Below are 14,453 nucleotides of genomic sequence, written 5' to 3' on the forward strand. Positions count from 1 at the left end.
ACGCATGCCTGCGGGAAGATCACTCAGAAGATTTGTGAAGTGAATAATAAAAAAAGCCGCCGTCACCGGCAGCCCCTCAATCCTTATCATAGAACCGCTTCTTACGGCGGCTTCGTAATCCGTTCCACGCCTCCCTCAGCGTCAGGCCCAGACTGACTGCGATCCCGGAGAAGGTGAGGAACAGCGCCAGGTACTCAAACCCAGAGTACTCCAGCATTTTGCTCCAATCGATGGGTGCCTTCAAGTCCTCAATGACCTGATTCATCCCGTAAATCCCGCTTATTACCGTAAATACAGTCAGGACCATCAGCAGCGTATCCCGGCGTTTGGCCTGAAATTTATCCTGATACTGGAACAGGTCATTCAAGGTCATCTTCACTTCATCGAACAGGGCGTCGTTGCCGTAAACCTTGCGCAGCTGGAAGAAGATCTCCCGTCCCTGCGACTGCGAAATCAGCTCCAGAAAGTAGAATTTGGCCGAGAACTTATTAATCAGGAAGATCAGATTCTCGATCTCGTCATAATCGTGGTTGATGCGCAGCCGGGAATGCAGATTGGCCAGCTTCAACAGCACGATTTTATGAAAAATACTCAGCAGCAGCCCGTAATAATACTCCCCGTACATCTGGTTAATCAGTTGGGTGGCGATGTCAGTTTCGGCCCGGCTCAGGCAGCAGAAGGTCTGCTCATTGGTCATATAATAGGTGTCCGGCCCCCAACGGCTGTAGCAATGCTCAGAGGTATACTGTTCGATATATTCGGGATCGCTGGCACTGGTATAAGGTTTACCCTCCATATTCAGCCCATCCAGCTGGGAGGCACGGTAGCGCAGCTCGATACTGATCTCATCCGATTCTTCCCCGCGGTTGAAGCCGTAGAAAGCCTGGACCAGCATCCGTTCGTCCACGAAAAAAGGCAAAGTCTCGAAATACGCACCATCGATCTCCGCAGGGTCGAGAAACGGCTCCAGCCCGGCAACCAGATTCTTGAACACGAAATCCTCCACTTGACCGAAAGACTTCTTATGACAATGGATATAAGTCTGTTTATCCTGATAAGACACATCCTCCAGCGTACGGAAGCGGTCAGCGAATTCCAGCGCAGTGCTGTAGGTGAGGTGCTCCTCCTCTATGGCTACTCGTACAGTCAGGAAGCCCAGCTCAAACGGGCACAGGAACACATCCGTGGACAGCACGCGGAAATTCACGGATTGAAACGGCATTTCAAGCTGGCACTGCAGATTGTTCACCCGGGAAAAGCGGCGGAAGGAATCAGCATCCTTCTCACGCGGAAAGAGAACATGAGCGGCAAACGGCAGGTAGCTGCGCTCCATTTTCTCATGAGACACGCAGTAGCCCTCCCCGTAATAAGCATGCTCAAGATCCTTGTTATCAAGAAAAAAACGCGTAAATCCGCCCTGCTGCAGACGCCCGATCAGCTCTTTGTCCTGCCCGGCCTTGATGGAGAAGGGGAAAATGAATTGCAGTAATGCAGTATGCAGTGTGGGTTCGGGTCTCTCGGAGTGCAGCTCAGCCATATAGGGGTTCCGTCCTTATTCACAGGATATTAATCTCGTTGCTATATTACCCGATTTTCCAGGCGGCCACGCTAAGCAGGAATAATACGGCGGCAAAAGCGGCCAGAAGCCCCGATGTCTGGGCCACCTGCATATGATCCATGGACCAGCCGGTCAGCAGCGGCAGCACCGCGCCGCCGATTCCGCCCGAGGCGATCATGATGCTTGGCGTGGATTCCTCCGCACCGGGCAGCAGCTTGCTTGCGAAGACCAGGGCGATGGAGAAGATGCCGGACATGAACAGCCCGAGCAGCAGAATGACGGTGAATGCGGCAATCCGGTGCTCTGCGAACGGGAAAATAACCAGCAGCAGCAGAGCGGCGAAGCAACTGATGAGCACATAGATGCGGTAGGAAATCCGCTCGGCAACCACACCGGCGAATAGTCTGCCCGCCGACATAGCCAGCCAGAAGAAGGTGACCGTCAGCGCTGCCGCCGCTTCGCTCATGCCGAGCTTGGCGATGAAGATCGCCGGCATGAAATTGACCAGACTCATCTCGGTACCTACATAGAGAAAGAAGAAGACGATGAACAGGCCAAGCAATACCCACTGTTTACCCTTGTAAGGCAGACGTCCGGATTTGCCGGCGGCGGGTACTGTTGCGGTTGCTGTTGCGTCTGCGGGGGCCGCGGCAGCGGCAGGGCCAGACGGCTGCTCATCCAGCACATGCTGGAGCGGACCGAAGCTGCTCTTCGCCCAGAAGAGCAGTGAAACCAGAGAAAAGGCGGCAACGATCAGAAAAGCCAGCCTCCAGCTGCCGGCGGCAATCAGCGGACTTGCGGCCAGTGGCATGAGCAGCGCGCCTACACCGAACAGCACCTCCAGCCGGCTCATGGCAATTGCCGTCCCTTCGGTGATCGCGGCGATAATAATCGTGCCGATGACGGCTTCGATCATGCCGAAGCCGAAGCCTGCGGCAACCGCAATCACGTACATCCAGCCCCAGGGCGGGAGGAAGGCGTACGCCGTTTCGGCGCAGACCAGCAGCCCGGTGGCGATCAGGATGCCGCCGCGTTTGCCGAAGCGGCGGTTCAGCAGCGGCGAGACCAGCACACCGGCGAGGAAGCCGCCGAACTGGCTGAAGATCAGCTCGCCCCCGGCACTGTAGCTGCGGTCATAATGCTGGAGCAGCACAGGCAGAATAGAGCCCAGCACCACATGGGCAAGGCCGATGACGAAATAGGAGAGACAGCCGATCCAGATTAATTTTTTCAAGGGGAGAAGACTCCTTCTGGGTGAATTTATGAACATAGTCCGGGATTCATTATGAACCGAACGGGTACACTATAATAAGCACAGTTTTTATAATAAATCCAAACTGCGGATGTGAATATATAAACTTATATTCACATGAATTCGAAAGGAGCTTTCTCGTCAATGGATAACAAAGAGCTGGAGAAAACGATCATACAGGTGCTGGATGACAACAAGTTCGGGTCCTTCGGCACGATAGAAGCCGGCAACAAACCTAAGGTGCGTTATATGGCGGTATTTCATGACGGATTGAACATTTATCTGGCTACGAACCGCAAGACCCATAAGGTAGAGGAGCTTAAGGATAATCCGAATGCTTGTCTGCTGCTGGGTTACGAGCAGGGCGGCGGCAAGGATGTGCTGGAGATTGAGGCTACAGTAGCTGTCACCAAAGATGAGGGTTTGCGTTCGAAAGTATGGAACACTTCCTTGGAGCAATGGTTCAAGGGACCGGATGATCCCGATTATGTAATCCTGGAGCTCTCCCCGACACGGATTGAATATATGGGCAAAAATAAGGAACACGGAGTATGGCAGGGGGCTGCTGCGGTATCCAAGTAAGTAAGCAGCGGTACTGAAAGGACCCAGTCCATTAATAATAATAGAGGTAATGTTTATGATCAGGCCTTTCCTGAGCCTTAGGGTTCGGGAAGGGCCTTGCCGCGTTGTGCAAATATAAGAAGTTACAGGTTTCACACGACAACTTATCCTTCTATTTCCCGCTGAAACGGTACCGTCCTTTAAAAAGGACGGCAAAGGCGTTTCCACTTGTGCATGTCCGTAAATAATAGATGGAACATGGGAAATCATGCTATACTTGCCTCAGTATTTTGACATCCTGAGGCGGAGGCGATTGCCATGAATTGTGTTGACTGCGCTGACATAGACCCGATTGAAGATGAAGGGGAGCTGAAGCTGCGCCCCTATTCTGTTCCGCTTGCCGCTGCGGTAAGGAATGCAGGATATGAAGTATTCGGGACAAGCAGGACCTGTATCATTCCCTACCGCTGCAAAGAAGATTTGCTGGAGCTGTTAGGACAGCTGGAGGTATTCGAGGAGCAGCAGCAGATCTCCTTGTCTTTGTGTATTAAGGGCAGAGGAGCCCGCATTTCTCTGGAGCGCTGGCTGACTCTTGAGCAGCTGAAGGTCCGCTTTTCCAGCGGGAATCTGGTTTCGATTATTATGAGCCATGATTTCTGCAGCCACATGCAGCCGATTGTGAATTTCTCCGAAGAGATCATTGGCTTTGAAATGCTGCTGCGGCCGCTGCCGCAAGGGAATCATTTTCAGCCGTATGAGCTGTTTGAGATTGCCCGGCGTACAGGATTCCATTCCTTTCTTGACCGCGCAGCCAGGATTTCAGCCATTGAGACAAGTACAAGAATGCTGCCGAAGGGCATCAAGCGGTTCATTAACTTCCTGCCCTCCTCTATTTATAATCCCAAGTATTGTCTCACGCATACGTTCGAGACGATTCAGCGGCTGGATCAGAATCCGGAGGATTATGTATTTGAAGTGGTGGAAACGGAAAAAATAAACGATATGCCGCATCTCCGCGCCATTTTTGCCGAATACCGCCAGCAGGGTATGCTGGTTGCGCTGGATGATGTCGGAGCGGGGTATTCGACTGTAGAAGTGATGTCCAGCCTGCAGCCCGATTATGTCAAAATCGACCGTGATTTGATCAGCTTCTGCGATCAGAATAAGGACAAGCAGAACGTTCTGCGGGATATTATCTCCCGGGCAGGGGATTTCGGTGCAAAGGTGCTCGCCGAGGGAATCGAGCGCCGGGAGGAGTTTCTCTTCTGCCGTGACCTCGGCATGGATCTGGGGCAGGGGTATCTCTTCGGGAAGCCGGAAGAGAAGCCGCCGGCACATTTCGGATTCAGTGCCTGAATCAGCAAGATCCATTCTCCCCGGAGCGCAGCCTTGAACACTGCCTGTTTCCGGGGATTTGTTATGTTATTTGAAGGAGAGAGGGGAGAAGCTCTGCATGGGTGTTACAGTACTATATGTAGAAGATGACCGTGAGATTGGCAACGCAGTATCTGCGGATCTGCGGGAACGGGAGTATGCTGTCCGCTGGCTGGAGAGCGGAGAAGGCGCACTGGAAGCAGCTGAGGGCTGCCAGCTGGTGATACTGGATGTGATGCTGCCGGGACTTGACGGGTTCACCGTCGGTCAACGGCTGAAGCGGGCCTATCCGGAGACGCCGATCCTGATGCTCTCTGCACGCACCTCCATTGACGATAAGCTACAAGGACTGGATTTCGCCGATGATTATCTGACCAAGCCGTTTCATCCCGATGAGCTGGCAGCCAGAATGGAGGTCCTGTTAAGAAGAAGCGGCACTGCTGCACCTGCTCCCATGATGCTTAAGCATCTGGTGGTCAGGCCGGGCAGCAGTGTGGTTATGGAAGCTGCGAGCGGGCGGGAGATTATGCTTACAGGCAAGCAGTTCCAGATCTTCTCTTACCTGCTGCGGCATCTTGGGCAGGTTCTGACCAAGGAGCAGATCTATGAAGCGGTCTGGGGAGAGAGTTATATTGAAGGCGACAAGACACTTATGGTACATATCCGTTATCTGCGCGAGAAGCTGGAGCTTGATCCGGCTGCGCCGGAGATTATTGAGACGGTCAGGGGTATCGGTTACCGGGTGAGAGGATGAAGAGGGCGGGGCGTTTCCAATCTCTGCGCCGTTCCCTGCTCTTCCGGTATCTGCTCATTCTTTTGGCCGCGTTGTTGTTTATCCCCGTTATCGTTCCATTGACTGTTATGCTGTACAGTATCTTTGGCGGACTCACCCATGAAGCGCCTCCCAAGGAGTATGCGCTGTATTCCAGTGTCGATAAGCTGGAGATCATGTGGCATGAGGAAGCGCGCAGGCTCCTTGACCAGCCGCCTAAGGGTATCACTCAGCGGCTCCGGACACTCAGTGAAACCTACCATCTGGCCAGAATATTCTGGGTAGATAACGAGGGCAGAACACAGCTGGTTACAGAGCCCTCGGGTCCTCAGCTGCTGCAGGATGGACAGGCGGCACGGGATATCCCTGCTTATTGGGGCGCCGTCGAGGCAATATCCTTCATGAAGGACAGCATGGCGCTTAAACCACTGGCGATTGTTGCTTTTGTAGGGGATCAGGCTGAAGCCGGAGAAGGCTTCATGGTCATGCAGATTCCGGAAGAAATCAGGAATGGGAAATATGCCCCAGGGCTGGATAGGTGGTATTCGATTACGATGCTGGTATTCTTGATCGTCTTCGTCGTCAGCTCCTGGTTCTTCTTCATTATGATCCGCAGAAGACTGCTGCGGCTGCAGACCGCTATGGTTTTTACCGGACGTGAAGGTCTTCCTAAGGTGGTTATTCCGGGCAAGCCTGATGAAATCGGGCGGCTTGAAGAGGCATTCAATACGATGGTGACAGAGCTTGCCGCCAGCCGCTCCAGAGAGACGGAAGAAGAGGGCCTGCGCAAGCGCCTGGTTGCCGACCTGTCACATGATCTGCGGACTCCGCTCACCGTGATCCGCAGCCACCTGCATGTGCTGGGCAAGGAGGATTTATCGGCTCGCGGCCAGGAATCCCTTGAGCTGATGGATCAGCGGATCGAGAGTCTCGGAGGGCTGATTGACAATCTGCTGGCCTATAATCTGCTGAACAGCGGACGGATGACGCTCCAGCTGGAGCAGAAGGATGTGCTTAGACTGCTGCGTGAGAGCGCTGCGGCCTGGTATCCGCTCTGGGAGAAGGAGGGGTATCAGATTGAGATTGATCTGGAGGCAGCGCCGCTCTACTGGAATGTTGATGTCAGCTGGTTCCGCAGGGTGCTGGATAACCTGTTCCAGAATATTCTGCGTCATGCGCGCAGCGGTCTGTATGTAGGGATATTTACGGAAATCCGTGGCGGTAACCGTGTCCTTGTAATCTCGGACCATGGCGGCGGCCTGGACGGGAGTACCGATTCCAAAGGAGCGGGCCTTGGCCTGTCCATTGTTGATCTGCTGCTGAAGCGGATGGAGCTGGAATGGAGTATGGAGAGTACGGGGCAGGGCACCGAGATTACAATCTGGAAGCGGCTGCCGGACCGGAAAATTTAAACAAAATTTAAACTTGCTGCTTCCGCGCTTTTAACCTTGGGACGTTATGCTGAATACCGAGGTGAAGAGAATGAAGGATACAGTAATAGAAACAAGAGCTCTGCTTAAGGAATACCGTGGCCGTGCGGCCGTGAAGGAACTGAATCTGAATATCAGACAAGGGGAAATCTATGGATTCCTCGGTCCGAACGGCGCCGGCAAAACAACAACGATCCGTATGCTGCTGGGTCTGATTAAGCCGACCTCCGGCAGTATCGAAATTTTTGGCCGGGAGCTGCGCCGGAACAAACTGCAAATCCTGCGCAAAGTAGGCTCTCTGGTGGAGTCCCCTTCCTATTACGGGCATCTGAGTGCCCTGGACAACCTGGAGGCAATCCGCCGGATTCTGGATGTGCCGAAGCCGCGCATTGCCGAGGTGCTGGATATTGTCTCGCTTACCGGGGAAGAGAAACGGCCGGTCAAAGGCTTCTCGCTGGGCATGAAGCAGCGGCTGGGCATTGCCGCTGCGCTGCTCGGCAGTCCGGAGCTGCTGATTCTGGATGAACCGACCAACGGGCTGGACCCGTCGGGCATTCAGGAAATCCGCTCACTGATTAAGCGGTTGCCGGAAGAGCAGGGAATTACGGTCCTGGTATCCAGCCATCTGCTGAGCGAAATCGAGCAAATGGCCGGAACCGTCGGCATTATCCGTGAGGGGCAGATGGTCTATCAGGATACGATTGCCCATCTGCAGGAGCAGGCGGCAGGCAATCTGAGCCTGGCGGTATCGGAGCCGGAAGCTGCGCTGGTGACTGCACTGCGGCGCGGGTGCGGCGGTGAGCTGCAGGAGGGAAGGCTGATCCTGCCCCGGATGAGTGATGCCAGAGTATCGCTCCTGGTCAAAGAGCTGGTCGAAGACGGCCATGCGGTCTACAGAGTGGAAGAGCACAGACAATCGCTGGAGGAATTCTTCCTGCAGGTGGTGGGGGGAGGGCAATCATGATGTGGCGTGCGCTGTCGGCGGACTGGCTCAAGATCCGCGGCAAAGGCTTATGGTTCCTGGTGTTCCTCGGACCGATCGGCCTGATTGCCATGCAGGGAGTGAATTTCGGGCTCCGCTATGATTATCTGCGGGAACAATACCAGGCGGATTTGTGGGGAGGCCTGCTTCGCAATGTCTCCGATTTCGTACCGGTAGCCTTGTATCTCGGCGGGACACTGGTCTGCTCGCTGATTGCAAATATCGAGCATCAGACGAGTTCGTGGAAGCAGCTGCTGGCGTTGCCTGTCTCGCGTACGGCTGTGTTCATGTCCAAGCTGCTGATCTGCCTGATGCTGCTTGTGGTGTCTTGTCTCCTGCTGTCGGCAGGGACCGTCTTCCTGGGTCTGCTGCTCGGATTCAGTATGCAGCCCATTCCTTATACGGATGTCCTGCGGATAGGATTTGCTTCTTACGCAGCGGCTATGCCTGTCATTGTGCTGCAGCTGTGGCTGTCCTTGTCCAGCCGTAACCAGACGCTTCCTGTATCTCTGGGTATGACATTGTCGCTGCTCAGCCTGTTCTCGGTATTCCTCTCCGAGTGGATTCCGTTATCCTGGCCTTCCCTGGCCTGGAATGCTAAGCACCCTTGGTTATTCAGCGGAGCAGGCCTGCTCCTTGGAGTCATAGTGCTGCTGCCGGGAGCCCTGCATTTCGCCCGAAAGGATGTGGCCTGAAGATGAGACCATTCTTGCGGATTATGTCTGCGGAGCGGCTGAAGATGTCGGGGTCCTGGGTCTGGCTGCTGGTGCTGATCAGCCCGCTGATCGCTTTGGCCGTCGGGGCTGTCGCAGACCGGCAGCCGGACGGGGTATTCACCTGGCAGGTGTTGCTCAGTGCCATGTCGGTTATTCACGCCATGTTATTCCTTCCGGTGCTCTCGGGCATCTTTGCGGCTCTGATCTGCCGTAATGAGCATAGTGACGGCGGCTGGAAGCTGCTGCTTGCCTTGCCGGTTAGACGGACCTCGGTATACCTGGCCAAATATACAATGGTTATGGCGCTCCTGGCTGCTGTGCAGCTGTTGTTTCTTGCAGCTCTGCTAGGGATGGGATTGTACCGCGGTGCAGAAGGAGCGATTCCCTGGGAACTGTTGCTGACCAGCCTGTTCGGCGGCTGGTTCGCCTGCCTGCCGCTGGCTGCGCTGCAGCTGGCCGTATCCCAGGGCTGGAGCAGCTTTGGCGCTCCGCTTGCACTGAATGTCTGCTTCACCATCCCCAATATCCTGATCGCGAACTCAGCAACATACGGGCCGTATTATCCATGGGTGCAGCCGATGCTTGCCATGTCGCCTTTCGGGGAGGACCGGTTCGGCGCGTTCAACCTGCCTGTGGAGAGCCTGATGATTGTAGTGTCCGGGAGCCTGGCGTTATTCCTGGGAGCGGGTTTGTTCTTCTTTTGGCGTAAAGCGGTATAAAGCCCGGGTTATTGCGGAGTAGGATATAATATTTGTGCGTGTGAGTATGCTGATATTTCTAACTTATAGTTTGCTTTGCTTATACCAGTTATGTGCTGTCTCTCCTGTTCTACATTTCTCTCCATGGACATTGACCGCAGTTTTTTCTATAATTAATCGTAGAAGTAACTATTAACGCCCGGTGTAGCCGGATAAGCATATGGAGGAGGGCGAGAGCATGGAGCCAGCGGCACTTGAAGAATGCGACAACACATGCAATGGTTCCGAGCTGGAACCGGAATCTATGGCATTGATCCTGCCTGACCGCGGGACTACAGACAAGATGGCGGAGATGTTCAAGGCACTCGGCGATCCGACCAGAGTACGGCTCATTTACGCTTTATCCCAACAAGAGTTATGTGTGCATGACTTGTCGTCGATCCTGGATATGGGACAGTCCGCTGTTTCCCACCAGCTCCGTTACTTGCGCAATTTGCGGATTGTGAAACGCCGCAAGGAAGGCAAGACTGTATTTTACTCGCTGAATGATGCACATGTGGAGCAGATCTTCCTGCAGACCCATGAGCATATCCGGCATGAATAGATGACCCTGAACATGAACAAGGGAATGTCCCGGCAGCTGTGAATAGGCTGTTCGGGGACATTCCCTTTTTGTATTACGGGGTGAATGAATTAACTGGTTCGAGCTAAAATCCTGTACGAAATACAACATTCCGCTCAGTAAAACGGCGCTAATTGAAAATTGTTGTACATAATGCAGGATTCTTCCTCTTCCAGGCGGATTAGCAGGAATATTCTTGCATTTCATACAACATTCCTCCCCTACACCCTGGTATCTATGAACCCAAGTTGCAATACGTACAACAATTATGCCTTGTCCGGCAAAAGCCTCACAATTACACAGGAAGCTCCCAATGCTTCAAGGAAGAATTCTCAATCTGCAGGGTAGTGTGGTGAATGCCGAATTTGTCTTCCACAACCTTAAGTGCCTGCTGCAGCACCTGCTGGTGGTCAGTATGATCCCCGATCAGCAGATGGCCGCTGAGTGCATCCAGTCCGGAGGTAATCGTCCAGATATGCAGATCATGCACATCAGTGACCCCTTCGATTCCCAGCAATGTTTCCTGCACATCACGTATATTCACCGTGAGCGGAGTACCTTCCATAAGAATATGAAAGGCCTGTCTGATAACGCCCCAGGCGCTGCGCAGGATGAGAAGGGCAACCAGCACGCTGATGATAGGATCTGCGACGTACCAGGAGAACAGATTCATGATAAGGCCGGCAATCAGGGCGCCGACGGAGCCGAGGGCATCGCCCATAATATGCAGATAAGCGCTCCGGATATTGATGTTGTCTTTAGCTTCGCTCTTGCGCATCAGCGACCAGGCGCTGATGAGATTGGCCAGCAGTCCGACAGCGGCAATCACCATCATGGTTCCGCTGGCAACAGCCGGAGGCGAGAAGAAGCGCTGGTACGCCTCCCACATAATAAAGCCGGCGATAACAAACAGTGTCACCCCGTTGAACAAGGCTGCCATAATCTCAAACCGGAAGAACCCGTAGGAGTTCTTCGATGACGGCGGCTTCGCGGCAATAATCATCGCAACCAGACTCAGTGCCAGCGAGGCGGTATCGCTAAGCATATGCCCGGAGTCAGATAACAGGGCCAGACTGCCGGTGACAAGGCCGCCGAAGAATTCGAGAAACATAATGCCGCCGGTGATAATTAAGGCGATCAGCAGACCTTTCTTATTATCCGGTGCATGAGAATGAGAGTGTGAGTGTGAGTGTGAGTGTGAGTGTGAATGGGAATGATCCGCAGCCTTGTGCCCGTTGTGCGGGTCTTTGCCGTTCCAATGCTCGCTGTGCTGATGCCCGTTGTGCAGGTCTCCGCCGTTCTCATGCTCACTGTGCTGATGTCCATTGTGCAGCTGTCCGCCATTTCCATGCTCACTGTGCTGATGCTGCTCTGATTGATCTGAGTAGTTTGAGTGGGTTGAATGCCCCGAATGCCCCGAATGCCCCGAATGCCCCGAATGCCCCGAATGCCCCGAATGCCCCGCATCCTTACCATCAGGTGCCCCATTCTGCGTTGTCGTGCCGGAATTTTTAGAATGATTCATGGGTAAAACCTCTTTTCAGTTAACATATGAATGATTGCTCATATGTTAATATTATGACGGCTGAAGGTAATTTACAAGGGTTTGCAGCAAGTTTATTTTCGTTTCAGAGCTAGTTGTCGCAATAAATCCCTATCGCTTCAATTACAGGTATGCCGCATCTTCTCCAATTCAAGCTATATAAGTTTTATTTAACGTTGTTTGAATTGTTATTTTTCATGAAAAAGCCAAAAACTATGCGCGAGGTGCATTGACACTGTAAGTTTCAGGGGAATATAATATGTGTAAGTTAACATATGAACAAATACTCATATATAGGTTTTACCAAGGGAGATGAGTCATTTGAATACGGTACAAGGTAATGTGAAGCGTAAATGGGTACTCGAGGGTCTGGACTGCGCGAATTGCGCCATGAAGATTGAGAATAAGGTCAAGAAGATCGAAGGGGTATCTTCCTGTTCCGTGAACTTTGCGATGAAGACCATGACGCTGGAGACCGCTGCTTCTGCTGCAGAAGAAGTAGCTGAACAGGCGCAGCATACTGTCACTGCACTTGAACCGCATGTGAAGCTGCGTGAAGTCACCGCTTCGCGGGCGGTCAAGAAGCCGCTGGCTGCTGGCAGCCCAGGCCAGGTACGCCGCGTAGCTACTCAGGGTCAAGAGCATGACCATCCGGGCGGAGAGCCGCATAGTCATGCCCAGGATGACATACACGGTCATGCCCATGCGGCTGCGGAGCATACCCATAGTCATCCCTCTGCCGCTGAGCACGGTCATGACCACAGTCACGGCCACAGCCATGAGCACGGGGAAGGCGGTACGCGCAGAATCCTGCTGCGTTTGGCCGGTGGAGCCGTTCTGGCTGCTGCCGGGATGTTCCTCCCGGTCAGTGGAATCGCGGAACTGTTAATCTTCCTGGCAGCGTATCTTATCGTGGGCGGTGAGGTAGTCTGGTCTGCCGCGCGGAATATTATCCGCGGCCAGGTGTTTGATGAGAATTTCCTGATGGCGCTGGCGACCATCGGGGCTTTTGCCATCGGAGAGTATCCGGAAGGCGTTGCGGTTATGCTCTTCTATCAGGTAGGTGAGCTGTTCCAGGGGATGGCGGTGAACCGTTCACGCCGTTCGATTACAGCGCTGATGGATATCCGGCCGGAATTTGCCTACTTGAAGGAAGGCGGTAATCTGCGCAAGGTCTCGCCGGAAGAGGTAGCAGTTGGAGACAGCATCGTGGTTAAGCCGGGCGAGAAGGTACCGCTGGATGGCATCATTCTGGAAGGCAGCGCGATGATGGATACCTCGGCGCTGACCGGTGAATCCGTACCCCGGTCAACCCAGCCGGGCAGCCAGGTGCTGAGCGGATTCATTAACCGCAATGGTGTGGTTACCATTGAGGTGACCAAGGATTTCGGCGAATCGGCAGTCTCGCAGATTCTGGAGCTGGTGCAGAATGCGACCAATAATAAAGCGAAGACAGAGAACTTCATCACGAAATTCGCCCGTGCCTATACGCCGGTAGTAGTGATAACAGCCCTGCTGCTGGCGGTGGTTCCACCGCTGGTACTCAGCGGAGCCACGTTCTCGGACTGGATATACCGTGCGCTCGTCTTTCTTGTTATTTCTTGTCCCTGTGCGCTTGTGGTATCGATCCCGCTCGGATTCTTCGGCGGTATCGGGGCCGCTTCGCGGAACGGGATTCTGGTCAAGGGCAGCAATTTCCTGGAAGCATTAAATGATGTGAAGGTTGTTGTATTTGATAAGACGGGAACCTTGACCAAAGGGCAATTCAGCGTGACCGGGAATTATCCGGCGGAAGGATTCACCCCGCAGGAATTGCTGCGGATTGCCGCTTATGCCGAGAGCCATTCCAGTCATCCGATTGCCGAATCGATCCGCTCTGCTTACGGGGAGGTAATCCCTGGAGAAGCCATCACGGACTATAATGAAATTTCCGGCCACGGCATTGCTGTCACAGTCGAAGGCAAGGCAGTACTCGCCGGGAATGCAAGGCTGATGGAACGGGAGGGGATTGCAAGCCCTATCCCGCAGCAGAGCGGCACAGTGGTTCATATTGCTGTCGATAAGCAGTATGCAGGTTATATCGTTATTGCGGATGAAGTGAAAGAGGATGCACAGCGGGCCATCCAGGAGCTGAGCGCGCTGGGAATCCGCAAGACCGTCATGCTGACCGGCGATGCTGCATCTGTAGCCGAGTCCGTCGGCAGACAGCTGGGCATTCAGGAGATTCATGCGGAGCTGCTGCCCGGAGATAAGGTCGAAGCGATTGAACGGCTGGAGCGGGAGAAGGGACCGAAGGAGAAGATTATTTTTGTCGGAGACGGGATTAATGATACTCCGGTGCTGGCTAGAGCCGATGTCGGGATCGCCATGGGCGGACTTGGCTCCGATGCGGCCATTGAAGCGGCAGACATTGTAATAATGACGGATGAACCCTCGAAGATTGCCGCCGCTATCGGCATTGCCAAGCGCACGCGGACCATTGTGTGGCAGAATATTATTTTTGCGCTAGGGGTCAAGGCCGTCTTCCTGCTGCTGGGAGCGTTCGGAATTGCCACCATGTGGGAGGCCGTATTCTCCGATGTCGGGGTAACCGTGCTTGCCGTGCTCAACAGTATGCGTGCATTGCAGCCTCCGAAATCAGGATAATGCTCAGCTGCCATATTTATAAATTCACTACTATTGCCGGATTCTGATTTATAAATTACGAAATAATTATGAAAAAATAAGTCATCATGATCCTAAATTTTGGGTCCTGAGGCTTATTTTTTATTGGATGTATAATGTTTTTTGTCTATTTATGCCGATATATCATTATATATTTACAGCATATGGAAGATTACAACGGTTTTCTGGGGGGACATTCGGTGAAGAAGGCAGGCTTGTGGTCAAAAATGAAAATGAATGCAAACAATGGAAAAACTGGTTCTCTGCAGAAAAAGTGGTCG

The 14,453-nt window shown here is 53.4% G+C and carries 12 protein-coding genes; 9 read left to right on the forward strand and 3 right to left on the reverse strand.

What is annotated here, in order from left to right; all coding sequences use genetic code 11:
• Positions 1–76: 76 nt before the first annotated feature.
• Both NSU01_RS02190 and NSU01_RS02195 read right to left on the reverse strand, forming a co-directional pair.
• Positions 77–1,537 (reverse strand): hypothetical protein, encoded by a 1,461-nt coding sequence (locus NSU01_RS02190; protein ID WP_076243550.1) that lies wholly within the window; start codon positions 1,535–1,537, stop codon positions 77–79.
• 46 nt (positions 1,538–1,583) lie between these two features.
• Positions 1,584–2,792 (reverse strand): MFS transporter, encoded by a 1,209-nt coding sequence (locus NSU01_RS02195; RefSeq protein ID WP_076243551.1) that lies wholly within the window; start codon positions 2,790–2,792, stop codon positions 1,584–1,586.
• Between the two features lie 162 nt (positions 2,793–2,954).
• On the opposite strand from NSU01_RS02195, the gene NSU01_RS02200 reads away from it, so the two are divergent.
• From NSU01_RS02200 to NSU01_RS02235, 8 genes are all read left to right on the forward strand, one after another.
• Complete coding sequence (locus NSU01_RS02200) at positions 2,955–3,392, forward strand: pyridoxamine 5'-phosphate oxidase family protein (RefSeq protein ID WP_042133062.1); 438 nt, start codon at positions 2,955–2,957, stop codon at positions 3,390–3,392.
• Between the two features lie 297 nt (positions 3,393–3,689).
• The gene (locus NSU01_RS02205; RefSeq protein ID WP_076243552.1) at positions 3,690–4,727 is read left to right on the forward strand and encodes an EAL domain-containing protein; all 1,038 of its coding nucleotides are present in this window, start codon (positions 3,690–3,692) and stop codon (positions 4,725–4,727) included.
• A gap of 97 nt (positions 4,728–4,824) precedes the next feature.
• A complete protein-coding gene (locus NSU01_RS02210) occupies positions 4,825–5,499 on the forward strand; it encodes a response regulator transcription factor (RefSeq protein WP_042133066.1) in 675 nt (224 codons plus the stop codon).
• On the forward strand, positions 5,496–6,929 hold the full coding sequence (locus NSU01_RS02215; RefSeq protein WP_076243553.1) for a HAMP domain-containing sensor histidine kinase: 1,434 nt from the start codon (positions 5,496–5,498) through the stop codon (positions 6,927–6,929). Before NSU01_RS02210 ends, NSU01_RS02215 begins: the two co-directional genes overlap by 4 nt.
• 70 nt (positions 6,930–6,999) lie before the next feature.
• Complete coding sequence (locus tag NSU01_RS02220) at positions 7,000–7,911, forward strand: ABC transporter ATP-binding protein (protein WP_042133070.1); 912 nt, start codon at positions 7,000–7,002, stop codon at positions 7,909–7,911.
• The gene (locus NSU01_RS02225; RefSeq protein WP_076243554.1) at positions 7,908–8,624 is read left to right on the forward strand and encodes an ABC transporter permease; all 717 of its coding nucleotides are present in this window, start codon (positions 7,908–7,910) and stop codon (positions 8,622–8,624) included. Before NSU01_RS02220 ends, NSU01_RS02225 begins: the two co-directional genes overlap by 4 nt.
• Positions 8,625–8,626: 2 nt before the next feature.
• Positions 8,627–9,364, forward strand: coding sequence for an ABC transporter permease (locus NSU01_RS02230; RefSeq protein WP_042133074.1), 738 nt, complete (start codon positions 8,627–8,629; stop codon positions 9,362–9,364).
• Positions 9,365–9,581: 217 nt separating this feature from the next.
• Positions 9,582–9,947 carry a metalloregulator ArsR/SmtB family transcription factor gene (locus tag NSU01_RS02235; RefSeq protein WP_039299548.1) on the forward strand — a complete coding sequence of 122 codons (366 nt, stop codon included), beginning with the start codon at positions 9,582–9,584 and terminating at the stop codon, positions 9,945–9,947.
• Between the two features lie 313 nt (positions 9,948–10,260).
• On the opposite strand, the gene NSU01_RS02240 is transcribed toward NSU01_RS02235, so the two are convergent.
• Positions 10,261–11,253 carry a cation diffusion facilitator family transporter gene (locus NSU01_RS02240; RefSeq protein ID WP_076243578.1) on the reverse strand — a complete coding sequence of 331 codons (993 nt, stop codon included), beginning with the start codon at positions 11,251–11,253 and terminating at the stop codon, positions 10,261–10,263.
• A gap of 576 nt (positions 11,254–11,829) precedes the next feature.
• On the opposite strand from NSU01_RS02240, the gene NSU01_RS02245 reads away from it, so the two are divergent.
• The gene (locus tag NSU01_RS02245) at positions 11,830–14,154 is read left to right on the forward strand and encodes a heavy metal translocating P-type ATPase (RefSeq protein ID WP_076243555.1); all 2,325 of its coding nucleotides are present in this window, start codon (positions 11,830–11,832) and stop codon (positions 14,152–14,154) included.
• The last annotated feature ends 299 nt before the right edge of the window (positions 14,155–14,453 follow it).

Origin of the sequence: Paenibacillus sp. FSL H8-0259 (assembly GCF_037963255.1) — a bacterium.
Taxonomy (GTDB): domain Bacteria; phylum Bacillota; class Bacilli; order Paenibacillales; family Paenibacillaceae; genus Paenibacillus_AQ; species Paenibacillus_AQ phytohabitans.